General features: G+C 47.0%; 20 protein-coding genes. 6 read left to right on the top strand and 14 right to left on the bottom strand.

Translation table 11 applies throughout. The features are described from left to right. Window positions 1-66 precede the first annotated feature (66 nt). Window positions 67-978, bottom strand: coding sequence for a sugar phosphate isomerase/epimerase family protein (locus IE165_RS05995; protein ID WP_189625703.1), 912 nt, complete (start codon window positions 976-978; stop codon window positions 67-69). A gap of 280 nt (window positions 979-1,258) precedes the next feature. Further along, complete coding sequence (locus tag IE165_RS05990; RefSeq protein WP_189625702.1) at window positions 1,259-1,648, bottom strand: DUF1398 domain-containing protein; 390 nt, start codon at window positions 1,646-1,648, stop codon at window positions 1,259-1,261. Window positions 1,649-1,927: 279 nt separating this feature from the next. Between IE165_RS05990 and IE165_RS05985 the strand changes: the two genes are divergently transcribed. Continuing rightward, window positions 1,928-2,806, top strand: coding sequence for an SH3 domain-containing protein (locus tag IE165_RS05985; protein WP_229826380.1), 879 nt, complete (start codon window positions 1,928-1,930; stop codon window positions 2,804-2,806). Window positions 2,807-2,895: 89 nt separating this feature from the next. Beyond that, entirely contained in the window at window positions 2,896-3,411 is a 516-nt protein-coding gene (locus IE165_RS05980) for a hypothetical protein (protein ID WP_189625701.1), read from the top strand. A 55-nt stretch (window positions 3,412-3,466) separates the two neighbouring features. Here the strand turns inward: IE165_RS05980 and IE165_RS05975 are convergent, their stop codons facing one another. Further along, the gene (locus IE165_RS05975) at window positions 3,467-3,901 is read right to left on the bottom strand and encodes a hypothetical protein (RefSeq protein WP_189625700.1); all 435 of its coding nucleotides are present in this window, start codon (window positions 3,899-3,901) and stop codon (window positions 3,467-3,469) included. A 522-nt stretch (window positions 3,902-4,423) separates the two neighbouring features. Here IE165_RS05975 and IE165_RS05970 point away from each other — a divergent pair. Continuing rightward, window positions 4,424-4,807 carry a hypothetical protein gene (locus tag IE165_RS05970; RefSeq protein ID WP_189625699.1) on the top strand — a complete coding sequence of 128 codons (384 nt, stop codon included), beginning with the start codon at window positions 4,424-4,426 and terminating at the stop codon, window positions 4,805-4,807. Window positions 4,808-4,867: 60 nt separating this feature from the next. Here the strand turns inward: IE165_RS05970 and IE165_RS05965 are convergent, their stop codons facing one another. The 3 genes from IE165_RS05965 to IE165_RS05955 form a co-directional block, all read right to left on the bottom strand. Further along, window positions 4,868-6,742 carry an MGH1-like glycoside hydrolase domain-containing protein gene (locus IE165_RS05965; RefSeq protein ID WP_189625698.1) on the bottom strand — a complete coding sequence of 625 codons (1,875 nt, stop codon included), beginning with the start codon at window positions 6,740-6,742 and terminating at the stop codon, window positions 4,868-4,870. Window positions 6,743-6,812: 70 nt separating this feature from the next. Further along, window positions 6,813-8,231 (bottom strand): sugar MFS transporter, encoded by a 1,419-nt coding sequence (locus tag IE165_RS05960; protein WP_189625697.1) that lies wholly within the window; start codon window positions 8,229-8,231, stop codon window positions 6,813-6,815. 372 nt (window positions 8,232-8,603) lie between these two features. After that, complete coding sequence (locus tag IE165_RS05955) at window positions 8,604-9,452, bottom strand: SMP-30/gluconolactonase/LRE family protein (protein WP_229826378.1); 849 nt, start codon at window positions 9,450-9,452, stop codon at window positions 8,604-8,606. 124 nt (window positions 9,453-9,576) lie between these two features. Here IE165_RS05955 and IE165_RS05950 point away from each other — a divergent pair, with 124 nt between their 5' ends. The 3 genes from IE165_RS05950 (at window position 9,577) to IE165_RS05940 (ending at window position 11,247) form a co-directional block, all read left to right on the top strand. Continuing rightward, window positions 9,577-10,176 (top strand): DUF4202 domain-containing protein, encoded by a 600-nt coding sequence (locus IE165_RS05950; RefSeq protein WP_189625695.1) that lies wholly within the window; start codon window positions 9,577-9,579, stop codon window positions 10,174-10,176. Window positions 10,177-10,185: 9 nt separating this feature from the next. Beyond that, complete coding sequence (locus IE165_RS05945) at window positions 10,186-10,767, top strand: Crp/Fnr family transcriptional regulator (protein WP_189625694.1); 582 nt, start codon at window positions 10,186-10,188, stop codon at window positions 10,765-10,767. 90 nt (window positions 10,768-10,857) lie between these two features. Then, the gene (locus tag IE165_RS05940) at window positions 10,858-11,247 is read left to right on the top strand and encodes a RidA family protein (protein ID WP_189625693.1); all 390 of its coding nucleotides are present in this window, start codon (window positions 10,858-10,860) and stop codon (window positions 11,245-11,247) included. Window positions 11,248-11,341: 94 nt separating this feature from the next. On the opposite strand, the gene IE165_RS05935 is transcribed toward IE165_RS05940, so the two are convergent. From IE165_RS05935 to IE165_RS05900, 8 genes are all read right to left on the bottom strand, one after another. After that, window positions 11,342-13,726 (bottom strand): TonB-dependent receptor, encoded by a 2,385-nt coding sequence (locus tag IE165_RS05935; protein WP_189625692.1) that lies wholly within the window; start codon window positions 13,724-13,726, stop codon window positions 11,342-11,344. Between the two features lie 337 nt (window positions 13,727-14,063). Beyond that, window positions 14,064-14,681, bottom strand: coding sequence for a hypothetical protein (locus IE165_RS05930; RefSeq protein WP_189625691.1), 618 nt, complete (start codon window positions 14,679-14,681; stop codon window positions 14,064-14,066). Between the two features lie 2 nt (window positions 14,682-14,683). Then, the gene (locus IE165_RS05925; protein ID WP_189625690.1) at window positions 14,684-15,931 is read right to left on the bottom strand and encodes an LVIVD repeat-containing protein; all 1,248 of its coding nucleotides are present in this window, start codon (window positions 15,929-15,931) and stop codon (window positions 14,684-14,686) included. Window positions 15,932-16,235: 304 nt separating this feature from the next. Continuing rightward, a complete protein-coding gene (locus tag IE165_RS05920; RefSeq protein WP_189625689.1) occupies window positions 16,236-18,827 on the bottom strand; it encodes a TonB-dependent receptor in 2,592 nt (863 codons plus the stop codon). Window positions 18,828-19,179: 352 nt separating this feature from the next. Beyond that, on the bottom strand, window positions 19,180-20,535 hold the full coding sequence (locus IE165_RS05915) for a MutS-related protein (protein ID WP_189625688.1): 1,356 nt from the start codon (window positions 20,533-20,535) through the stop codon (window positions 19,180-19,182). Between the two features lie 170 nt (window positions 20,536-20,705). Further along, window positions 20,706-23,906 carry a glycoside hydrolase family 2 TIM barrel-domain containing protein gene (locus IE165_RS05910; protein WP_189625687.1) on the bottom strand — a complete coding sequence of 1,067 codons (3,201 nt, stop codon included), beginning with the start codon at window positions 23,904-23,906 and terminating at the stop codon, window positions 20,706-20,708. A gap of 60 nt (window positions 23,907-23,966) precedes the next feature. Then, entirely contained in the window at window positions 23,967-25,718 is a 1,752-nt protein-coding gene (locus IE165_RS05905) for a family 43 glycosylhydrolase (protein ID WP_229826375.1), read from the bottom strand. Window positions 25,719-25,881: 163 nt separating this feature from the next. Then, window positions 25,882-26,322 (bottom strand): DUF4488 domain-containing protein, encoded by a 441-nt coding sequence (locus IE165_RS05900; RefSeq protein WP_189625686.1) that lies wholly within the window; start codon window positions 26,320-26,322, stop codon window positions 25,882-25,884. Between the last annotated feature and the right edge of the window lie 39 nt (window positions 26,323-26,361).

The following is a 26,361-nucleotide window of genomic DNA, read 5'->3' as shown; positions in this document are numbered from 1 at the left end:
AGCACACCCTCCTATTAATTTTATCTCCACCACTTTAAAAAAAATCTGTCGGATGGCTTAATAGATCTATTTTGCGTAAGAAGCCTTAACGAAAGGTGCTGCCAATAGATAATCTATGCTTTGCTTCAAGGCGGTCTCCAAATCTCCCGAAACCTCCTCTACTTCGACAAAGATGTGTTTTACACCGGCGACGTCGGTATTGTCAAAAATAGCGTCAAAACCCACCATTCCACTTTGACCGATCTCACGGTGGTCTTTGATATGCAAGGTGGTAAAACGTCCCGGATACTTATGGAAATAATCCACTGGGCTCGCTTTCCCGATCACCGTCCAGTATACATCCATTTCGAAGAAGACATTTTCCGGGTTGGTATGCTCGATCATGTAATCCAACATCACCGCTTTATCTTCCACCTTTTGGAACTCGTGCGCATGATTGTGGTATCCATATTTGATACCGTGCTTACGACATAGCTTACCCACTTCGTCCAAGTAACGGCATTCGGTAGCTAGATCAGACAGGCTTTTGGGAAGATCAAGCCAAGGCGTCACGATATATTTCATGCCCGCTGCCTTATGCGCCAAGATCGTCGTCTCCCACCAAGCCAATGAGGCAGAAAAATTGCCCGAGGCAAGCTCATCCTCGGATAGTGTTTTGGTAGCATGCGATGAGAGCACTTTTAATCCCGCCTTCTCCACATTCTTTTTAAAATCTTCCGGACTGCTACCATAAAACTTACCATCGCGATAACCCGCTGCTTCAATCGTGGTATATCCCATTTTGGCAAGTTTATCCAACACAGGCGAATAGCTGGTATTATAGGCGTCAGGATCCGAATGACTACCCATCAAATCCCGGACAGAATAGAGCTGCAGCCCGATATCCTTCTTCGCCTTCGCCTGTTGAGCATAACCCGCTCCCCCCACCACGTTCATACCAGCGAAGAAAAGGGATGCCACTAAAAATTTGATTTTCATATAGATTGTTTAACGTAAAAATATATCATCTCTATGCTTTCTCTTCAAGGCTGCCGCCGGATGCATCATGCGAAACATGAACGAAACACCGTAAGGGTTGATAGCAATCCCCCAAAGAGAAAGCGTTATGAAGGGCCTTACCACGCAAAGCCCTACACAATAGTATGCAAAACTTCAAAAAACATCAAGCTAAACTTGCGCAAACACTCCATGTAGAATGCCAATTGAAACAAACAAAAAAGCTGTTTTTCGGACCGCGAAGCACATAGGCACCTTCGCTTTAGCTCGGTATACGTTCGGTCAAGACCTCTTTCTTTTCCGCATCATAATACGTGCAGGTTAGGGCTTCTAGGTCAGTGACCCAGCTATATACACCGTTTACGGCGCAGTCTTTGCAAAACTGCAGATAGTCGGTTCCTCCATGCTGGTGAAGATGGAGTGCTGCAGCAAACTCCGCCTTTTGATAAACAGCAAGCACTTCCAGTGGTGCATAAAGAGCTTCACTGAACAGCTTATGGTCGGCTTCTCCGATATAAAGCGCATGCCCGTCAGATACAAAAGTTTCATAGGCATGCACACCCAATTGACGTAAATCCTGTATGTAGCGCGGAAAATCAACTCCCGACTTTACGCGGCTATGTGCCGCTTTAATATCCTGAATAGTAAACATACCTGCTCTCCTTATTTTGCATAATTAATGAAGATACAAAAAAAAATAAAATAAATTTGCACTTAGTGTATAAAATACACTATATTTGTATCATCATAATTTAGGTTTATAATTGGTTAGCTAAAGGTTTTCATTCTCCCCGTTTGAAAACCTTTTTTTTATGCCTAGCACGAACCAAAACCATCTTCCAGGACATAAATATCCCCGTTTTCAGGGAATCCGCTTCGACAACGAAACATTACCTTTGTAGGGTTGTTTAACAAAAAACAAGATAACATAATGGTACAACGATTGATCTATACGCTGCTGCTTTTGATCCCTTTCTGCGGCTACGGCCAAGATGAGCCCGCGGCCTATGCCGTTTCGGACGAATTTACGATGTGGAATCTATCCTCTCGTGACACCGCCTACGTCCATGCGGATGTCGCTTACCTAAGGGATCAGCCCAGTTTGAACGGGCGCGTGGTGGATTCGTTAGCAGCGGGGGCAATGGTGCAGATTGTTAGCCCTGCCTACGGCGGAAATAAGATCAAAGGTTTCCACGCGCCGTGGCAACAGGTTGCTTACAACAAGGACAATACAATAAAAAGAGCATTTATCTGGATAGGTCTACTGGCGCTCGGAAAGCAGAAGGATGCCTCAGGGCAACTTTTTATCTATGGCTTCGATCGGTTTATACCCTCTACTAAAGAAAGCCCCGATCGGTACCTTTGCTCCATAAAACTTTTCGACAAGCAGCAGCGCCTGCGCAGTAAGTACACGTTTGGGTTCGACTATGCCGGGCAAAGCTTTACCGAAAGCAAATTATTACCCAGCATGGGCCTTCGCGAGCTGAAACAGATTTTTCGCATATCATTCTTGGGCGAGGCATGCGGCATCCCTTCCAATCATTATTATGCAGGCTGGAATGGGGCGATGTTTATAGAACTGCCCATGCGTTACACTGTCAGCGATGCCGGTGTCTATTATTATGAAGAGTCCATGCTCTTTCCCTCTGAACATAGGAAAGAGGCTAATGTGATCTACAAACTTATTGAAGAGGGCGAGGCGCACGAAGAGGTTGAAGATCTCGCAGAGCTCAGCTATGACATCAAGAAAAAGCAGGAAAAATTCCTTTGGAACGGCAAAGGCTTCAACCGTCTCCCGCAATCCAAATAGAACACTAATACATTAGAACACTATTTTTATGACAACCTGTAGCCAAATACCGACCAAGGCCGTTTGCTACACCAAACAATCTATACACAATGAACACATCAATCTATGCTACGGCAGCTCTGGCAGCAGCACTGCTGTTAAATGCAAGCTGTCAGCAAACAGGCAACACAAAGCATACCACATTGACCTCATCCGGGAGTACAGCACCAACCATCGATACCATGCTTGTGGCCTCGCTCGAGGCAAACGCTACCTACAAATTAACAGATAGCATTTCGATCCTTTTCAAAGTATATAACCCAACCGAGGATACCCTCCGCTTTACACAATATCATACGCCTTTTGAAGGATTCTTGAGCAATTTTTTAACCATCACCCATGCGGAAGGTCAAGAAGTACCCTATATGGGCGCAATGACCAGACGGGTGATGCCACCGCCAGCGGACACTTATCGTATCGTAGCACCGGGGAAGCAGGACAGTATCCGATTCAATGTATCCAAAGGATATCGTTTTGAAAAATCGGGAACCTATACCATACAGTATAATAGCGGCGCTATCAGCGGCATTTCCAATGGCGATGCCATACAGATTGAACTGGAATAAAATTGGAAACTCGAAACCCTCGTTTTTATAAACGGGGGTTCATTCCTAGGTGGGACTATTGTTGTGCTAAGCTATAACGGACGTCCACGCGGGCAATATCTTTTATAGCGCTTCCGTACTGCCGCCTATCAAAATAGGCCATCGTATCAACGACGCCTACAATGGTTACCAATGCATCGTCGTTTTGCAATAGAAAAGAATGTAGATCCGATTCGTGATCTACATGGATCCAAATCGGCTTGTAATCGGAGCAATCGTCAAACGGATAAATAGCAGCATCATCATATTCATACACGAGCTTTCCGCGAATTTTGACTTCCGTCCCGTGCAAGGTTTTCGAGACCTCTTGCATGTCGGCAAGCAAGGTGTGCTCGAGCTCTGCCTGCAGCTCTTCATTGTCTGTCCAACTATTGCTGACCGGTTCATAACGCGGGTTACCACAGCCGAAAACACTTGCCGCCATAAAAAGTATAAGGAATCGATTCATCATGCTTCAGTCAAATCAGTATAGGTTCATCCTGTAAAATCTGCGCTATGCAACAAACGAAATGTGCTTGCATCCCTACATGTCAGTGAGCCAATGGCTCATGTTATTTTATACAGCACGCGCTGAATTGCACACCATTCCTGATATTCCGATTCGTTCCAAACTGTTCGAAACTTATTTAACAATGCACAAGATCGTTTGCGTAACGCCTCTATATCATCAACCTCATACGGCATTTGTGCCAAGGACAGCAAGTGGACGCTTCGTTTACTTGCAGTGGTATTTACGGAATCCATAGTCGTATTGTTTAACACCCTCTAATATAACTAGTAAAAAGTTAATTTGATTACTTAAAAGATTAAATAATTATTAATTCTCTACATCGCGTTGTTATGGATATTTTTGAAAAATCCCGCACCTGTCTCGAAATCACGTTAAATAACCAAAAACTGCTTTTTTTAAAAACTTTATCTTTACGATGTACGTCTAATAAGGGTAACAGAACAAAAATTTAACATTATTTTTATGAAAGCAGCAATTAAAATCTTGGCTTTGATCATGGTATCGGTTTTTATGTTCGGCGCCTGTAGTAAAGACGATGATCCTGCAGATAACGACCTATTTGTGGGTACGTACAACGGATCTGTAGCATTCAGCAGCTCGAATGACGGTGAAGCCGATGTCACGTCCACCAGCGGGTCTGTACGGGTTGTAAAAGTTGGCGACAACTATAGCTTTAACTTCTCCAATAGCATTCCGACGTTGAATGATATCCAAATGCGCAAAAATGACAACAACACGATCGTGTTTAGCGATGAAGCCATTGGATCCATTACCGTAACGGAATCTACACTACGTATCTTGTTCAATAGAGACGGTAGAACATGGACTGCCAACTGTGAACGATAAAAGGTCCACAATAAGTTATGTAGAAAAGGATAGGGCGCCCTATCCTTTTTTATTGCTTTGCTAAAGCTCTACGGTGAGTTTGGTCTGCAAGTCCGGCGCCTGAGCGACTAGTTTGCCATCCACCCACACCCCTAACATTGACTGATCGCCCGGTCGGGTTTTATCCCAATCTTTTTTCCAAATGATATCCACATCATGGCTGTGGTAGCGAAGGCGACCCAAGTAAAAGTAATCCCATTCGTTTTCCGGCAGCAGCGGTTGAAGGTCAAACTTTCGCTCGTGCTGCCCTTTAAAACCTACTAAATCCTCGATGATTATATCAGGAAACGTGGAATGAAAGTAATCTTGTTCACCCCCGAAGGTTTTCCCATCGCTAGGAATGTACCACTCTCCAATATTCGGTTTTTCCGGATCGTGCAGTGTCGTTAATTTTTTGATTTGTGCAAAGAGAGCATGTCGATCCGCTTCGGTGATCTCCTGCTTGTAATGCCGCAAATAGTTGGCGTATGCCTTATAGACCACCGAATTTTGGAAGGGCCAGCCCCGACCATTCCACGCGTAGGCCTGTTCGTTATAGTAGGGATGTTGCCGCTCCGCCGTCGTCATGCCATTAGTATTGTCAAAGCCCTTATCCGACGTGAAAAAAAACCAAGCTTCCGCGTAGTCCCTCGCTTTATCCTTCGGAATCATGTTGAAATACCATGGTGTATAGCCAACGGACTCTCGCACACGCGCCTGAAAGTCGCGTGCACCAAATGCGTTATCACCAGCGGTGTAACTGTAAAAAAAATGGTCATCATCATTCCACAGCACATCCATCGCCTTTTGTTGAAGGTTCGAAGCCCGGTCTCGGTAAAACGTCGACTTTTTGATTGCTCCGGTTTGCTGGTAGTTGCGCTCATCCAGTCCGTATAGATCACGCAGCGCACGGATATTGCCATACGCATAGCTGTTCACGGAAGGGCGAACCAAATAAAGATCCGGATAGCCTTTACGATAAGCATGCGGATATTGTACCGCTTGCGTGGACCGCGCAGCGTTAGCCGTTGTTTCCCAACCCAAGTAATAATCACGCCAATTTTCTGCCGTATAGAGATCATATGCACCCTCGCTAGCGATAAGCCCCAAAACGGCCGATAGACTAAATTCCATGCCATCGTATAGATCCAGAATTTTGTAGAGACCAGATGTCTTGGCGCCGGTTTTCTGAACGGTGAATAAGCTATCCCACACGGCTTGGTGTCGCTCCATATCGGGCAGTATGCCATGCAACCATGCTGAATCTGGATGGATACGTAAATACGCATCAATGCCATCCAACATCCAACTCGAAAAATGGTGGCTTTCAGGCCTGCTCAAGTATGTTAAAAAGTTGTCGTTTTCTCGTTGGTTCAATCGTGATGCAGATCCTTTGATGAAGTAGTCGGCATACGATTTTAAGTATGTTGGATCTCGAAGCCAACGAACATCATAGAATTGATGTCCCGCAGGACACGTTATGGCCCCACTTAAAGATGCCCAAGGCTTGACACCGAAAAACTCGGTCACCACCCAGTATTTTTGTTGGTCTTCCGGATCTTCATATTCCTTTAGATGTTTACTCACCATCCACCAGCGATAATTGTATACCTTATTCATGGCATCATCTGAGCTCATAAATAGGGGTACATTATTGCGTAGAAATGCTTTGTTGTTGCTGCTGTCAAATGGACCGTCCGACGCTGGCCGCCCTTCGTAGCGATTAAATTCGTCAATATGCGCAGATAAAACACTGTCAGACAGACCCTGCAGCCGATCGCGTTCCTGAAGAAAAGCGAACTCCCTGCTGCTCGAGCAGCCCGTCGCCGCACAAAAGGCTACAAAAAGAAAAAACACCCGCAAGCGTGGCGATAAACAAGCATATTGAGGAAAAGTAAGGATCTTTTGGAGGCCCATGGTAGTCTTTAGATTATTTATATATCATAAAAGAAAAAAAGATAGCCTGACGCTATCTTTTGCTTTTTCTTTAGTGACCCGATTTTGCCGATCCGTCCATCTTTACTTGGCTCAGCGTTCGTAAGCAGTAAACCCCGAATATGAGGATAACAACGTAGCATAAAGCCGGAACCAAAAAAGAGTCCTGTACGCCGATATTATCTGCCAGATAACCCTGCACGATCGGTACAATGGCACCCCCCAGTATAGCCATCACTACCAAAGAAGATCCTTGGCTAGTGTATTTACCCAAACCAGCGATAGACAAGGTATAGATATTGGAAAACATGATGGAATTGAATATACCGACTCCCAATACGCTGTACATGGCCCAAACACCCGTATTCAAGATTGTCGATGCCAATAGCGCCACATTAATGGTCGCAAAAACCACAAGCGTACGCGCCGGTGCAGATTTGCCGATCATGAATGCAACAAAGTTAAGGGCTATAAAACCGAGGAAGAACGATATCTGCGAAAACGTCAGACTGACTACACCGTAGATCACTAGGAACACTGCTAGGGCCGTAAACACCATATACAGCATTTTTTTACCGTTAGGCAACTCCTGATTCAGGGATATTGCTCCCAGGAAACGCCCGATCATTGCGCCTCCCCAATAGAGTGCTAAATAGTTTTTGCTTACTGCCTCATTGAATCCCATCACTTCTGGAAGCTCCAAAAAGCTGATGATAAAGCTACCGACGGCAACTTCGCCCCCGACATAACAGAACATGGTGCCCACACCATACAGCAAATGCTTGTATTTCAATGCGCCCCAACCTTTTACCGGCTCGGTATCGTCTGTCTGGAAAGACGGGAGTTTTACGCGCGAGATCATCAAAGCCACCAACAATAAGATCGCCCCAAAGATCAAATAAGGCAATCGTGTAGCAACCGCACTAAAGCTACCATCCGGAGAAGAGAACAATTCGAATATCAAATGCCCCCCCAAGACCGGTGCGATCGTGGTTCCGAAAGCATTAAAAGCCTGCGTCATATTCAGACGGCTGGAAGCCGATTCTTCGGGGCCCAATAGAGAGACATACGCGTTGGCCGTGATCTGCAACACCGTGAAGCCAAGTCCCAGTACAAACAACGCACCTAGAAATAGTGGATACGAAGACAGGCTGGCGGCAGGATAGAACAATACGCATCCGGCTGCTGCCAAAAATATCCCGAAAAGAATCCCTTTCTTATATCCTACCTTGTTGATAGGATCTTCCACCATAGTCGAAAAAAGAAAGTAAATCAACGAACCGATGAAATATGCGCCAAAGAAGCAAAACTGCACCAGCATGGATTCGAAAAATGTAAGGGAAAAAAGCTGCTTTAAGTAAGGGATCAGGATATCGTTCATGCAGGTGATAAATCCCCACATAAAAAAGAGTGCCGTAATCGTAATCAAGGGAACCAGATAATTCTGCTTGGTCGTCGTTGTTGTTTGCATTTTTTTTATAGCTGTAATAAACGCTTTCTACCAACCTTACAGCAATGTGCACGCCACCCTGACCTACGCATAACACTGTTTTTGATCCGCGAAAAAGCATCCGTTTGTTTCGTTAACATACATCAAATCGAAGAGTAAGCATATACCTATGCTTTCATACGGTTTAACCATTAGGCTTGATATACTTTACATAGCTGCAAGTCATTCCCTCATCGATTTCCCTTCTACAAAAAAGCTAAAACCATTTAATTGCAGAAAAGGAGCGATGCAATTGTACATCGAATTCGGCGAATTTCCAAATCGACAGCAAAAAACTTGGCACAAAAAGTAAGTGCACACTTTACACGTTGCTGCAATTGCCATATGCAGAGACTACCAATTAGGGTAAATCTTGAAAATTTTTTCCGAGGCTGTAATAAAAAGATATTCATGCGCTGCTCCTCCGAAACAAACGTTTGCTGTCCATCCCGCCGGTACTGGAATGTGCCGGATAAATTCACCATACGCATTGTACACGAAAACACCTTTACCGGTCAGATACAAATTGCCAGCACGATCCAAAGTCATTCCGTCAGATCCTTTTTCACAGAATACGCGTTTGTTGACCACATTTCCTTGCTCGTCTATATCATATACATAGGTGCGATCCGCTCCGATGTCTGCTACAAAAAGTAGTTTGCCATCTGCACTGCCGACTATTCCATTTGGTTTTACGAAATCTGCATCCACCTGAGTAAGCTGGCCGTTGCGCAAGCAATAAAGCGCTTCTGCCAGTTCACTGCCCGAACGGTTCCAATAATCGCGTTCGTAGAACGGATCGGTAAAATACATCGCTCCTGCTGGCGATATCCAAATATCATTGGGGCCATTCAACAGCTTGCCTTCAAAGCCGTGCACAAGATTTTCTACATGCTTCGTTTCCGTATCAATTCGCCATAGCTTGTTTTGCTCATCGGCACAGGCTATGATCTGCCCCTTGCTGTCAAAATAAAGACCATTGGAACGGCCGGCAGGCTGCATAAATAAAGTCAATCTACCGTCCACACCGTACCGCCAAATGCTGTTGTTAGGCTGATCGGTAAAATAAATATTTCCGTCGGCATCTGGCGTAGGCCCTTCCGTAAACGAAAATTGATTCGAAATTTCAACAAGCTCACCTGTTTTTTGTGCCTTCGCGAAAAGGCTTATTAAAATCAGCATGATAAAAAATACATGTTTCATACCCCTAATGTAAACATTCGGGTCGACAACTCGTCTGCTTGCAAACGAAATAGTAAAGCTATATGCTGTAACATTATGCATGGCTTTTTCATTTAAAAACCTTTATTTAGGGAAAACAATAGACATGAGCGAGAAACTGCAACAAGCATTCGAACGATTTGATGCCTACAATAAAAACGACCCAAATCGATTTACTTGGAAAGGACAGGATTATCCCCAAGAATATTTTTTGGCCTTAAAACTACACGAATGGGTGCGAAAATTGGATCCACAGGCCAGCCAACAGCTGTTGCTAGCCTCACGTAGCCAGCACATCGGACGCTGGGAGAGCCCTAGAAAAAACTATCCGATGGACCGAAGCGGCTATTTGTTGTGGAGAAAAGAGCTGGCACAGCACCATGCTACGACAGCTGGCAAGATATTGCGGGAGCTGGGCTACGACGAAACGACTATGCTAGCCACCCAGCAGATCATCCTTAAAAGGAAGATTAAAGTAGAAGCCGATGTACAGACTATGGAAAACGCGCTTTGTCTTGTTTTTCTACAATTTCAGTATGCCGACTTCTTTCCGAAACACGAAGATAAAATTGTGGATATCCTGCGCAAGTCGCTCTTAAAGATGGATGCTCATGGTCATCAATTCGCCCTGCAGTTGCCATATTCTGAAGCAGGTTTAGCCCATATACAGGCCGCTTTGGCACTACTCGCAGCCAAAGGCCAATAAAGCCAAACAATGAAAGCAACGGCTAATACGATACTTCGCGCACATTTGGCAATAACGGGAAACCTATCCGGTCAGGAACTGGAGCAGGTGCTCGTCCATTTCCAACAGCGACAATGCTGCAAAGGCGAAGCCCTTTTTCGGGAAGGCGAACGCGTAAAACATATTTTTTTCGTTGCCAAGGGTTTGCTCAAGCTTGTTTATCATGACGATGTCGCTAAAGAGCATATCCTATCCTTCGCGATGGAACAGTGGTGGGAAACAGATTTCCAAGCCTTCTATGAGCAAACGCCTACTGCCCTTTCCCTACACTGCCTCGAAAACTGTCAGCTTTTTCAGCTCTCCCTAGAGAACTATCTCCTGCTGTGCAAGGAGCTACCTACATTCGAACGTTTTCTTTTCCAAAAATCCATTGCAGGCCACATTGCTTCGCAGAAACGCATACTATCCCTGCTCACCAACCAAGCCAAGGAACGCTATGAACTGCTGGTGAAGCAGTTTCCAAAGCTGGTACAACGGCTCCCCAAAGGGCAACTGGCAGCCTACCTCGGCGTGACGCGTGAAACGCTAAGCCGACTATATAGCAGCACGTAGCTGCAGCAGCCCCATTTTGTGCGGTATGTCACAGGCCAAAAGCTCCTCTTTTCCTCAACTTTGTAGGCAGGAAACAAATACAATAAAACAATGGAAAAAATAGCAAGCAGTCCTTGGACTTGGCAGGATGCCCGAAGTTATGTACAGGCGGTGGAAGTGAAACAGGTGGAAAGCACGCTCTACTGCGCGGGACAGGCCGCCGTAGACGCCGACGGGATCTCCAGCAAAGCCGGTATGCGGGAGCAACTGGTGATTGCGATCGCCAATCTAGAAAAAGTAATCGAGCACGCGGGTTTTGCCTCCGCAGGCATTGTACGCCTAAACGTGTACACCGTTTCTGAGGCTGCGTTGATGGAAAACTTTGATGTGCTACAAGCCTGGCTCAACAAGCATGGCATCCAACAGAGCACCTCCCTGATCGAAGTAAAAGGACTATTCGAAACTTTGCAAGTCGAATTGGAGGCAACGGTCGTTAAGTAGCGGGATAAAGCCTGTAAAAAAAATCCTAGGATCTTGTGCCTACGCGTTCAAGATCCTAGGAAACCATGTATGCTATGCAAAAAATAGCTAAAGCCTAGAATTTATAACCAAATGTCAAGCGGAAATTGCGCGGCATTTCGGCCTGCCAGGAATAGACCTCGGTCGGGAAGTAGTTTGTGTAATGCGACCCACCAGCGAGCAGATAGCTATCGGCTAGATTTTGCACGTTCAACGTCACGGTAAAGTGGTCCTTATGGTACCCTAAACCCGCATCGAAACGCAGATAGTCCGGCAGGTTCCACTCGGGATGTTCGTCCGAGTAGAAAGCTGTTGTACGATCCACATTGGTTGTCATCCCAGCTCGGAAACTTAGCCCTTGCAGGAGGCCACGCTGCAGGTTGTAATCCAACCACAGATTCGCAATATGTCTATCCGCACCGGTCAACCGCTGGCCTACATAAAATCCTTCTACTTCCGCATTCACCTCAGTGATCTCGGCATCGGTAAAGGCATAATTCGCCACCGCATTCAATCCTGGCGCCAGACGGCCAATGATGTCCAGCTCGACACCGCGCACACGTTTTTGACCAATTTCAATGCTTTCTCCCGGTCGCGGACCATAGGCCGTTACCTCGTTGTTTTTTTTAATTTGATAGGCGCTCAACGAGGTATTCAACCGACCGGCAAACCACTCCCTCTTCAAGCCTAGCTCGGTAATATCGCCGGTTAAAGGCTGCACCGCACCACCGGTGTTCAAGGTTCCGTTTTGCGGAATGAAGGATTGGTCGTACAGGGCATAGGCCGACGTATAGCGATCGATGGAGTATGAAAGCGCCACGCGTGGTGTTACCTTCTTGCTGACGACGGGTTCGCCGCCCCAAGAAGCCTGCGACATTGACGTGTACCGCGCGGCAAGGGTAAGCCGCAGCTGGTTATCGAAAAATGCAAGCTCATCCTGGATGTATCCCGATGAATAGTTGGATTCCATTACACCACCACCCGTTGTCGCACGAATTTTAAGCGGTATGGAGCGGTCGAAAGGTTGGTATGGAAAGTCGAAACCGTACACCGGATTGCCCGGATCAAATTCGCCACCATTTAAGGAGTCAAGCACAAAGGACTGGTTCCAATCGGCATAATAATTCTTTTTGCCAAAGTCCAAGCCTGCCAAGATACGGTGTTTGACGGCACCAGTCTGCACGTTGCCATTCACAAAAACCTGACCCAAGGTCATCCGGCTTGTTGCATCCCAAATATCCGACTTCCGCACCACGCGTCCGTCGGCAAGTACATCAGCTGGCCAGCTGCTTGCCCCGGTCTGCTCGTAGGCAAAGTAAGCGCCCTGGGCCGTAACTTTCCAATTATTGCTCAACTGATGGTCGATGGTAAGGTATGCATTTTGGTCGTTGACCTTCATCGGTTCTAACCCTGGCGAGGAAAACGTCGTTTCACGGGGAAGCGACTTGTATCCGAACGGCGAGAAAACGTAAGCCGATCCTACATCCGACATCTGCGCCCGCTGATAGGTATATTCAAAGGTAGCTTTGGTCTTGCTATCCAACTGGTAGGACAACACCGGGGCAATGACCAAGCGTTTGTTTTCTTCAAATGGCCGGAGAGATCCCTTGGTATCCCCTGCGATATTCAGCCGGTACAACAACCTGTTATCTTTGGAGAGCTTTCCATCCAAATCCACGGTGGAGCGGTAGCTTGAAAAGCTGCCCAAAGAAAAGGTAACTTCTCCTTTTTCGACACCGGTAGGCTTCTTCGTCACGACATTGTATATCCCCGCAGGATCACCACTGGACATCATAAAACCCGCTGGGCCCTTTACAATTTCCACGCGTTCCACCACCGACATATCCTCTGATAAGGGGCTCCAGAACGAAGAGACGACATTCATCCCGTTACGAAATGCCTGAATCTGTGAGCCGCGCATATTTAGGTTCACATACATGTCGTTCCAATGCGTCAAACGGCTCACACCACTGACATTACGCATCAGTCCATCGGCCATATTAAAGATCTGTTGCTTGGCCATCAGATCGGCATTGACAATCTGCACGTTTTGCGGAAGCTCCACCAAGGGTGTCTCCACGCGAAGCGTAGGAGATACAAAGGTTTCCGCGATGGGCAAATGTCCATCCACCACCACTTCTTGCAGAATATGCTTGTCCACACGGAGTGTAAAGTCAAATTGTCGGGTCTCCGCATCTTGCAGTACCAACGTATCCCGTTGCGAACGTAGGCTGATGTGATTGGTCGAGATGATGTAACGTCCAGGTTTTAGGTTGCGAAAAGTATAGGTTCCGGCATGGTCCACTTTGGTGCGCAAACTATCATTCAAAACAACCGTCAAATCGCTGGCAAATTGGTTGTCATTGGTGCGCACGACACCGCGAATAACTCCTGTTTGCGCGTAGCCGCTTAGCGCCAGCCCCAACAATGGAACCAGCAACGCCTTATTTTTTGTTTTCATTTGATTGGAAAAAATTCATTATGTATTAATTTAGACCAAATATAAATAATGAAAAGACTAATCAAAATATTTTAATAAAAAAAAAACAATGCTCGCAATTGGGGTGGGGAAATATGCTGGAGATCGAAGAAGGTTAAAGGGTTGGAAGGTTAAGAGGTTATAAGGTTAGAAGGTTAAGGGGTTAGAAGGTTAAAGGGTTAGAAGGTTAGCAAGTTAGAGAGTTATAGGGCTAAAAAGTTAATGTGACGCGGCATTGCACGCAATTGGCAGCAGAAAAGTTACCCGCCAGTTCAAGGCATAGCTACTCCTTGTTCTGGCGGGATACTGTAGGGTTTCATTAAAAGCCGAAGCCTAGCATAAATGTTAAGCGATGTACAGCATAGCGATTCCTTTCTCGATTAAAATCGCCTATCCAGTCTACTGTTGATGGATCCCTTGAATTGAAATTCGGATCATAGTTGCTGTACGTCGTTATGGCGAGCCGTTGGTATAAATAACCGCCCGTGATCGTCCAAAAAAAATTTTGCGAGGGGCTTGCAAGCTTCAGTCCGATCTGGGGGTTCATCACGACTCCCCCATCGTAGGTAGACCAAACCGGGACCGCTTTTCTTTCTTTATTAAGCGAGGCCAACGCATATCCCACATCAAGATCGGTGAAAAAAGCAGCTTTACGCCGTGGGCTAAGCACATACCTGTTCTTTATCGTAAGGGGAACGGTCCAGATTGTGCTTTTCCCTTCTATAGGAAAACGGTTTACGCCAACGTTGACGCCCAACGTGTGCGCATCACCGATCGCAACACCATGGAAGCTGCGTGCCGCAAAACCGATCTCTAATGGCATTGGGCCATAGCTAACAAGGCCTACCTCCTGTTGATTGCGGTAGGAAATGTGCTGCGCATGGAGCAGTTGCTGAACGGCCATGATCACTAGCACGATTAGGAAGATTCTTTTCATCGCTACTTGCTTTTGGCTAACTGAATTTTGCTTAACAACTTGAGCTGTGCCTTATCCGTATAATCGTATTGGCTCACGCCGTTTTCCCCAATGACGACCAGCGATTTGGGCGCGACGATCACGTCGGTGCTGACCAAATTTTCGAAGCTTTCCAGCGCATTGTTTGCGACATTGTGGACATCGGAAACCCTAAAACTTTTGAAACCAAATGCTCCCTCACATAGATACAAGACATCATCCGCTAGGCCCAAACCATGCGGATTTTTCATGGGATATGATTTCACGAGCCGCGGATTTGTTAGATCTTTGATATCCACCACTTCCAGTACATTTTGTGCCCCTCCGCAGGCCACGCCAGTGCGCAGCGTAACAAAAGCGTAATCATCGTTTACAACGACCGGATCGCATGCACGCATGTGTTGGTATCGGGAAACCTGTTCAGGCTCGCCCGGCGTGGTCACATCGTAAATAAACATGCCCGTATTCGAACCGATAAACAAATGGTCTTTATAAGGAAAGATCGTCTCGATACCCCAGCCCAGCTCGATATCTTTAATATAGGCAGGCTTACGCTTATCGCTTACCTGAAAAAGATGTAACTTGTAGTGATCCACCGCGTATAGATGTTCCATGGAAAGGGTGAAACGAGCCATAGACCCCCCCTGCCCATAATTGCCTCCCGCGTTGACATTATCGTAAACCAAATCCACTTCCTTGATATAGGGTTTGTAGATCCGCTCGTCGCTGGCGCTTATAACGGTATCCCGGTATCCGGAAACAACCATTAGCTTATCGGAACCCGCATTGGTATAATCGCGCTGATATAAGGATACGAAAACATCTTCATTTCTGTGTACCAACGTCGGTTTTGCGGGATCAGCTAGATCGAAGGTCAACAGATCCACATAGCTGTCTACATATAGCATCCCGGCGTTGATGGCCATATCCACATTTCCCGGCACCTTAAGAAAAGTCAGCGGAACAGGGCTTTTAGGGTCAGCGTTGTTGTAAATATGTATCCCTTTCATGGGCTCGTTGATAAATAGGTAATCTCCATAGACATATATCTTACCGGTAGATTCCAAGGGCTGAGGTAGCACAACCATTTGTTCCGCCTGCAGCCGCAGCGTAGACATGGAAACAAACGTGGGTAGGCGCACCGCGTAGGTACGCTCGGTCGTCACTTTGTCGCAACCGTAAAATAGGAGTGCCGCTAGCAAAAACAGCCAAGCGTTCTTCAAAAATTTCATAATTTAATAATTTAATAGCTTTTAATTCTAAAACGAGTGAAGATCTAAAATGCTACAGCGGGAAAGATTATTTTAACAATTCTTTGGAAGGCAGCGGTCGGCCTAGGCATATTCAACTAGTTTATTACTGCATGCCAAGTTCAAGCTGCAAGGAATAGCGTTATAAACAGTAGCACCTGTTGGTCAAAAAAGCTGTGGTATCAAATCAAAGATATGGCGAACTATGTGCATCCAATATGCTCCCATAAAAAAATCCGTTGGACAAATGCTGTACCAACGGACCTAAAAGAGAGAGAGAAAATCTTTATTTCAGGTTATACCGTAATGTTACGCCATATGTTCTTGGATCGCCGACCACACCTGCATACTGCCCGTAGCTTCCTGGGGCCGCAAGCAGCTGTTCGTAATAATCGGTGTTCGCGATGTTACGGCCCCAGATGAGTACCGAGAGACCATTGGATGCTCTAAATCCTACCCGGGCATTCAACAGGCTATATCCATCAATATTGAGGTATGCCGATGGTGAAGGGCTTGATGAGAACGTCGATCGGTAGAACACATCAGTTCCTAGAAAGTAGCTACCTGTCAAAGCAAGGAATTTTCCTTTGCGCGTAACCTCCGCGCCGAAAGAGCCTGCCCACTTGGAGATACCGGGCAATTCGCCTCCAGAGACATCTTTAAAAGCCTCCGGTCCGCCCACTTCCTCCAAAGGTACTGGCGCATTGGTGAAGCGCACGTATTTTCCGTCCGTGTAGGCTAATGCGCCGTTCAACAGCAAGGTATTGAACAAACGGATGCTACCATCTAACTCCAATCCTCGGACGCGAACCCTTTCAGCATTCGCCAAGTAGCCCCGGTTGACACCCGGATCTGGCGTTTGTACCAAGGTTTGATAATCGCGGATATCGGTTTGATAGATGGTCAGATTTAAGATCGCATGGCGTGTAGGGATCGTCTTAATGCCAAGCTCTTTATGGTGCACCGCTTCTGGTTTTACACGCGCCAAATCCAATAGCACCTCGCCATTGGCCGTAGGAAGCCCACCTACGTTAATACCGATAGGCTTGTAGCTCACAGAATACGTAGCGAATGTATTCAAGCGCGGGGTAAATTTATACTGCGCAGATAGCTGACCAGACCAGTTGCCGGCCGAGGCATCGGTATCGAAAGATTGATCGGTATAGACGCCATTTTTCAAGGCCAGTAATGCCGGATCGGAGGTTTCCAAACCGCCATAGCGCTGGCGATCATAGTTTGCGACTTTCTTATCATAGTTATAACGCAATCCGGGAAGGATATGCAATTTATCGGTAACAGACCAGTCAACTTGCGAATAGGCTGCTAAACTGGTAGACTTGATGCCGTAGGTGGTACGGATACCATAATTGTCGAAGAGGCCGGGTGTTTGCCATAGATCGCTCGTCGAGCTCTGTGCAAAACGCCATAATGCGGATCCTGCTTCCTCGGTATGTACTGGATCCGTCCGCAGATCCTGCCATAAACCATATAAGCCCACCACCCCACTCACTTTCTCACTGATTTTCCCCGAGTACCTAAATTCCTGCGACCATTGGTCGTGAACGGAGTTTCCGGCAGAGACGGTAAACACTGGCAGGCCGAGGTAGTCCCGATCGTTCAGCGGCACCCAGTCCCAATAGCGCCAAGCAGAGGTGGATGTTAACGTGCCGTTACCAATCTTGATATCGGCGTTCACCGATATCCCCCCCAATTCATTATCGGCTTTCGATTGGGTATCCAAATCCACCTTACGCTCGAAGGCACTCGTGTAGGGAACGGTATAATTCAGGTCTGCAATGATCCTGTCGAACTGACGATAATCCGCACGTTGCGTTTGCACCACGCCCGCAATCCCCCAGCCATAACCATCTGGTTTCTGTTTCGAAACATCCCCTGCAACGACAATTTTAATATCTTCTGTAGGGGTGTAAAGCAACTGTCCACGGAAGCCAAGGTTATTGATATTATTGATATCCCTGTTGGTATGCACATTATACAGCGTACCGTTGCGTTGCGTTCCAGAAAACGAAACCCGAGCGGCCAATTTTTTAGATATTGGGCCGGTAAGGGATGTTTTGGCTTGTATGAAGCCATAATTACCGTAGCTTAGCTCGAAGTTGGCTTCGGGACTAAATTGCGGCAGGCGTGTTGTTATATTGAATGCACCCGCCGTGGTATTCTTTCCAAAAAGCGTCCCTTGTGGACCCCGCAAAACTTCGATCTGCTCGATATCGATAAAGTCTAGCCAAGTAGCGGCCGGGCGCGCGATATACACCCCATCCAAATAAAATCCAACACCAGGATCGATACCATCGTTTGTTAAACCATATGTAGATCCCAAACCGCGAATATTCAATGTGGTATTTCTTGCATTCGACGTATATAACTGCACCGTGGGCACCAATTCCTTCAAGCGGTTGACATTAAATGCACCGGCATCTTCTATAGCCGATCCCCGGATCAACGAAACAGGAATCGGAATGTCCTGCAATTGTTCCCGGCGCCTTCTAGATGTCACGATCACTTCGCTTAGGTTCTCGGTGATAGGCTTCAACTCAATGACGGTCGGCGAAGATGATACGACAACCGTTTTCTTTTCATATCCCACATACGAGAGAATGACCGTGAACGGCAGCTTTTGCCCCGTTACGAACTGGAATTTCCCGTCCCGATTGGTTCGCACGCTGTGCGTAACCGCCTCAAGCTGTACCGTTACTCCCTCGATAGGTTCTCGGGTATCTGCATCCACTACGGTGCCTTCCAAAGATGCGTTGATGATAGGTCGGGTTTCTACCTGCGCATGCACAGGTACAAGAAGGAAATTGAACAGGACAGCTAAAAGCAGATGTACTGCGAGGCACAGGTTTTTTCTTTTCATAAATACAACTTGTTAATCGTGTTTCTAAACCATGTTACCGATCATAATCAGCACATGACAGCGCAAATATATACATAACAATTAAAAAGACTACTAATTCTATAGATTTTATTAATATTATTTTTATTGGATGTCTATCCCGGGGGGGATCTAAACGCATAAATGGTGGGGAATTTGAGCGATTGTCACGCTAAGCGACACGATAGACAACATAGGATGAAGCTGAAGTTTTGCAAAGAATTATTTGAAAAGGGCTTTGGAAAAGTTACCGGCTTTCCATGTATAAGCGTGTACGGCGTGCTGATAGCTCCTAACGTATGCCGGTTATTTGGAGGCAGAGCAATCCCTGTTACTACGCCTTATCAGATTTAGATTGCAATGTTTGGAAGCGTTGGAAAACACCTTCCCGCTTTAAAAACCACATACCCAGCTTATCTGTTGCTATGCCGTCGGTTAATGTATAGGTAAAGGATATGCCTTCCTTGGCGTCTATTTTCGTTGCCAGGTATTTTGGTGCTATACGCGCATTGCCTTTCAATGCGGTTCCCAAATCGGTCATATGGGTCGATATGAAAAATATGCTATGGTCGATTCCACTGATATGGTCGATCAACTGCGATGTGGCTTCGTAAGCGTCTCGATAATTGGTTCCCTTAAAGATCTCGTCCAACATAATGATCATGGGGCCATGTGTTGCCATATTGTCGGCCATGGTCTTCAGCCGGTTCACCTCGGCGAAAAAGTGGCTATAGCCTGCACCGAGACTATCTGCCAAATTTATGCTCGTCATCATGCCCTTAAAGAGTACGGTACCCATAGACAGGGCTGGCACTGGAAAGCCCGCATGTGCCAAATGCATGCAGCTGGCAATACTTCTCAATAAGGTCGACTTGCCGGTCATATTGGCTCCGGTCAAAAACCAAATATTCTGTGAGGCATGGATATGTATGTCATTTTTTATCGGTTCATCCAGTCCAAGGTTGTACATCCCCTTTATGGTCAACAATTCGTGGGGATCGCTGTGCATCCTTATACGTGGAAAGCAAAGTCCTCCTTTATTCCATACCTTTGATACGGCATACAGCGCATCAAGCGTATACAACATCTTAAAAACCTCCTGTACGATGTTCTTTTTTACACTTCGGAAAATATAGTCGTATTTTAAAACCAAGCGCAATGGGCTCTTGGACTTGCTTAGCCGATGTAGTTCTTTTTCATCAAGATCTTTCCAAAATAAAACTAATTGTTCTGCATAAGTCGCCAGTATTCCCGTGTGTCGACTGGATGGCACACACGAGGCCAATAGGTCCCGTATCCCAATCAGTAGCGTGGCTATTTCCCGCACAGACTGGCGAATGAACAACCTTTCTTTTTGATATGCAAGCGATAGAAAGTTTGTCGATAATTTATCAGCGAAGTGGATAAACAAACTTGGGGAATAAGAGGATTGGGGCATCTGCAGGTAGCTTTCTAAATCGACCATCATGTACTTATCAAAAAGCTGGTCGATCTTCAGCTTCGCCAAATAGGCGATAGTCTCCTGCCGCTTCACGATCTCATCTTTCTCACAAAGGGGCAGCAATAGGCAACCGTATAGCACATCGCGGCCGCCCAAGGTCAGTGTATGGTCGAAAAAATGCAGTAAACTTCTGGAATTCCAGTCTAGGGCGTTGATATCGGTCAGTGTCTGTTGATCTGTTTTGAACATCGGGCAAGCAATAGCTAAATATAAAAAATGATCCGCACATAAGGCGGATCATTAACATATTTTAAGATCTGTGCAACCGTTACCGAAACGGAAGGGAAAACTTTCCCTCCCATGCTTTATTGCTTCCTTCGTGTGCTGTCCTACCGGCGCGATTCGTTTGTTGGCAGCAACTAGAATGTGGGCCGAACGGTAAAGGCGAAACGGTAGTTCTGGTAAGGAAGCAGGTAAGATTGCATAGGCCAGGCGCCCCAGCTATTGATGCCTCCTACGCCCATTTGCTTCCAGTCAATATTCAGTTGTGTCTGTGGTCGCTTAACAAGATCCGCCGCATGTCGTTGTGCCCGCTTGTCGCCATCATCGAGATCTGCGTCAAAGAAATGTAGGGCGCTGGCGCTGAATAAGGAGTCGGCCGTAATGGTCAGGCCACGCCCCTTTTTGTCCGTGAGCGTCCAGAAGCGGATATCCGTTTTGTTCCCGGTTTCTTGCGGCATGACGTAGGGAAAATACTGCTCATCCACCGTTTGCTTATAATGTCCGACGTGCGCGCTGAAATTGCGGTCTTGGTAATTCTCCTGTGGCCCGCGGCCATAGTAGTCGATGTTTTCAAACCCTTTCGGAAAAATCCACTGCATACCGAAGCGTGGCAGTACCTCCACTTTTTGGCTGGTGTCGGCCGTCAATGTTTGCTCGACCGTCATCTGTCCCAGACTGTTCACCCAGTAGTCCATGGTCAAGGTCGCGAATACATCCGGTAGCGTGTGCTGCACCGTGACATGCGCAACGTCACCTTCCAGATCAGCTTTAAACGATACCACCTCGCTCTTGTTGGTCACGACCTTCCAAGCTTTCAGTTTTTCCGGTGTGTTTGCACCAAAGTCGTTATCGTTCGGCGCACGCCAAAAGTTCGCTTTGAAATGTGCGCCTTCCTCCAAGAGATCAACGCCCCGATACCGGTATTTCTTTAACCAGCCCTCTTGCTTATCAAAGACCAACAACAGATCCTTCCCTTTAATAGCAACAATATCGCTACCCTGCTCCAGGTCAATGGCTGCGGCGCCTGCTATTCTATTTGTTGTTAAAGCGTTGTATGCACCGCCTAGCGACAATTGCTCGGTGGCAACGATATGCCTTGCGGGAATCAATGGTTCTGCAGACTTCAACCGGTAGATCAGGTTAAGAAACAGTTCGCCTTTTCCAGGATTTTCTTTCAGGCCCAGCGCCAAGTTCTGCGTTTGCTGTGGCTTGACCCTAATGTCGTCTATCCTTCCCGACTGTATCGTTTTGCCGTCCAATACGAGCTCCCACAGCAATTCCACATTCTGCAAATCGGTAAAAAACTTCTCGTTATATATAGCGATGGAATCGCCTCCGATCAAGGTGCTGTGAATATCTTGGTATACCTTTTTCATTTCCCAAGCATGCGGATAAGGTGTTCTGTTTGCATAGAAAATGCCTTTGGAAGCATAATTCCAGCCCGTGATGGCTTCCTTGGGTTCATAGTCGCCTCCATAGGTATATACCGTATCGCCTTTGGCATTGACCCGCTGAAAACATTGATCCACGAAATCCCAAATATAACCGCCTTGGAAATGATCTTTGTGCGCCCGGATGATGTCCCAGTAATCTTTAAAATTTCCTAGGGAATTTCCCATGGCGTGGGCATACTCGCATTGAATAAACGGGCGTACAGGCTGCTTCGTGCGTTTCGCATAGCTTTCCATAGCTGCCGGACTCGCATACATAGGAACAATCATGTCGGTGTTCCAATCAAAGCGCATTTCGCCATAGTTCACCACCGCTCGCTCATACTGTACCGGCCTGCTGGTATCGCGTGCCTTCATGGCCAGGTAAGCTCGGTAGAAGTTGTATCCATTGCCGGCTTCATTACCCATACTCCAGGTGATGATCGACGCATGGTTTTTATCGCGGTCCATCATGCGTTCCACGCGTGTCACATGGGCGCGCTCCCACGTCGGGCGGTTGGCCATCGTGTAAGACAGATCGTAGCCCATGCCGTGCGATTCGATATTTGCCTCATCAATAACATACAAGCCATACTCATCACACAGGTCTAACCATGTTTCGCTATTGGGATAGTGGCTACTGCGGACCGAGTTGATATTGAACTGTTTCATCAACTGTATATCCTTCACCATGGCTTCCCGCGAAATCACATGTCCGGTTTTGGGATCCGTTTCGTGCCTATTGACACCTTTGATCAATATGGGCTGACCATTCACCAAGAATTGGCCATTTTTAATCTCTACTTTTCGGAAGCCTACGCGCTGTGGAATAACCTCCAATACCTTTCCATCTGCCGTTTTTAACGTGGTAATCACCTGATACAGGTTCGGCGTCTCGGCAGTCCACAGCAGGGGGTCTTCCACGAGTATTGCCGTCGATAGCTGTTGCGCGCCTACTGCGACGTCAAGCGTTTGCCGTGCCACAGGCCTTCCATTTTGGAGCAAAGCGATATCAGCTTGCAAAGCTTGTTTGGCCGGTGCATTAAGTTGCAATTTGCTGACCAGGTTACCTTGACGGAATGTGCTGTCCAGCTGTGCAGCGAAATCAAGATCGTAGAGGTGCGTGGCCTCGCGCGCCAGTAGGTAGCAGTCGCGCGTGATGCCGCTCAGCCGCCACATGTCCTGGTCTTCCAAATAATTGGCCACGCCCCAGCGCATCACCTTCAGCACAATAAGATTTTTGCCTTTCGACAAAAAAGAGGAGATGTCAAATTCGGAGGGCAACTTACTATCTTCTCCATAGCCCACATATTTACCATTTACCCAAACCGACAAATTGGACTTGGCCGCACCGATATGCAGATAAACCTGCTTACCATCCCAGGCGTCGCCCAGCTCCACCGTCCTTCGGTATACCGCTGTCGGGTTGAACCGCATCGGAACAATCGGGGGGTTAGCACGGCCCATCAAATAAGTAAACTCAAAACCCGATGTGGTATACATCGGAAAACCGTAACCATGCAGCTCCCAATTGGCGGGTACCGGAAATGTAGGCCACTGGCTATCATCATGTGCCACTGCTTCAAAATTTGCCGGCAGATCCTTGGGTGCCTCCACCCACTTGAATTTCCAGTCACCATTCAAGCTCAGGTAATTGCGCGACTTTCTCCAGTCCGCCTGATTGGCCAAGGCTTCGCTTTCATAAACGAAATAGCTGGCGTGCATGGGCAGGCGGTTTTCTTCCACGATGGTTTCATCGAGCCAAGGCACACCTTTACGGTCTACCGGGGGTTCCTGCTGCCGTGCCGGCCCCTTTCCAGAAAGGGTAACACTGGATTGTGCAACAAGACTTTGCACAGTAAAAAGACAGAGGGCAAGTGCAACATTGATTTTAGCGGAGCGTTTCATGAACGGGGTGTCGTATGGGGTTAGGGTTACTTAAATTTGTCGTTGATCGGTGCTTGGTTTTTAGTTGAATACAGATAGATCCCATGTATCTTTCCAGGAAACAGAAACCTTACCGTCCTGCAAGTCGACCGGAAGCCAAATGTAACGGCTATCCAGCAGTTGGTTAGGCTTCCATCGGTCGGCCATAAAGATAAATGCATCTTTTTTGCCTGCTACAGGCAACACGTAAGTGCTCTGCCCGTCGAAGGTAAGCTGTGCCTGCGGGCCCTGCATCGGGTCACCCAGGGATGTCCAAGGTCCAAACAGCTTGTCGGCCACATGCAGCTCTGCTCTATTGGGCGCCCAACCTGTACAGCCACTGGTAAATAGGTAATATTTACCTGCATGCTTGAACAAAGCCGGCGCTTCCCGGTGGTTGCGGAACAGCAACTTGTCTTCTTCCGTGGGACGAAGGTAATCCGCGCTGAGGCGCGCCAGGCGGAGGGCATAATTCTCATCCGAGGAATAAATATGGTAGGCTTGACCATCATCGTCGACAAAGAGCCCCATATCCCTCGACATGTTGCCATTGGGACGAAAGCTCGCCACAAACGTGAAAGGACCGATGGGCGTGTCGCTGACCGCAACGGCCGCGCGCGCTGCCGCGTAGCCCTGTCCTTTGAGCTCCAAATGGAACCACAGCACAAATTTTTTGGTTTGCTCGTTATAGATTACTTTCGGCCTTTCCATAATGCAGCCCCAGGTAATGTCGCTGTTGGGATCATCGGCCGGCGCAAAGGCTAATTTTTCGAAGGTCCAGTTATATAGGTCTTTCGATGAATACACGTTGACACCCAAAGAGGTTTTGCCGCCTCGCTTCTCGCCATACCAATAGTATATACCTTCATGGTGTAATATACCGCCACCATGCGCATTGATATGCTCGCCATGCTGATCTTCCCACCGTGCTCCGGGTGTAAAAGTCTGGGCATCCTGCGAGCTAGCATCTTCTTTTTGATAAACCCGAACGTAATCTATCTCATAGGTTGCGGGCAGCAGCTTTTCATCGATCTTACCGCCATTGATACCGCCTAACGCCAAATTGAGCAGGATATAATGCGGTTGTTGAAAAGGATTGGTTCCGTCCGCATTTGTCAACTGGTCCAATGGCACGCTGATCATCAAGCTGTCGTCCACGTACAGCGCTATGTCACGTTCGTCCCAGTCCATGCGCCACAGGTGGAACTTATCCGCCCACGCTTGGCCACCAAGTTCATGCACCGACTTGGTCTGGCTAAACCATTTGGCTTTCCATCGCTCTTTCGTACCGGTAGCAATATTGGCCAAAATGTCTCCACGGTAGTATTCCATGATATCAATTTCGCCATTGGCGGGCCACTCACCTTCTGTGCCGAGCGTCCAAAAGGCGGGCCATAAGCCTGAACCAACAGGAATCTTGGCCCTGATCTCGAATCGGCCATATTGCCAAGCTTTTTTTCCCCATGTGTTGATGGAAGACGAGGTATATTGCACTTCTTTACGGGATTGCGCCCAATCCTTGCTACCTTTTTGGTATGTCGGATTCGCTTTTCTTTCCTTCCGCAACTCGATCCGTAATATACCATCTCTACAGACGGCATTTTCGCGCTGGTACCATTGATCTTCTCGATTGCGCTTATAGCCCTCTTCGAAAGTCCAATATGTCGAATCGGGCATACCATCTTGGTCAAACTCGTCAGCCCAAACTAATTTGTAAGTCGTTTGGCCCGCTGTCTGCCCCATAGTGATGACCACAAACAAAAAAAAGAAAGTAAATATCAAGAGTCTATTCATACATATGACTGCTGTAGCAGCTTTTACAGTGATTAAATATATAACAATAACAAAGCTATCGCATAAAACAGGTCAAAAAGGGGGCATTTTCAGCAAAAAAGTTGGGCATATCGGGATTCGCCCCTTCCTCCTGTCACAAATTCATTACTTCTGCAGCCAGATTCTACATAGCGGGCATTTTCACCCGTACCCATTTTTCCTGAAACGGCACATTATTGACCGAACCGCTCAACTGCAAGGTATCCTCGTTGACAAATGCAAAGGTAACGGGAGAAGACACGTTTCGTAGGTTTGGGTTGGTAGAAAACTCGATATTTTCCGCGTACATCTTATCGGACACCACCTTGAACGATCCCTGTTGCGTAACGACGGTCCCGCCGTTGCTCACAAACAAAAACCGATAGTTGCCATTCGTCTCAAAGCATTTCAGCTGTCCCGCATGTGCATGATACGTTTGTCCATCTGGCCCTTCCATAGAAGCCAGCTCCCAAACGCCGATAAACCGACTTGTTATCTTTTTCTTAGAGCTGGGCGGTATCACCGCGACAGCAGCACAGCAAGCCAAAAGAAGCAACTGTGTCAATATGATCTTTATTTTTTTCATTTTTTATTTTCTATATGCAGTAATGAATAGCCCCCCATC

Source organism: Sphingobacterium griseoflavum (assembly GCF_014653155.1).
GTDB lineage: Bacteria > Bacteroidota > Bacteroidia > Sphingobacteriales > Sphingobacteriaceae > Sphingobacterium > Sphingobacterium griseoflavum.
The sequence above is the reverse complement of the archived record's forward strand: the minus strand, read 5'-3'. Positions and strand labels throughout refer to the sequence as shown.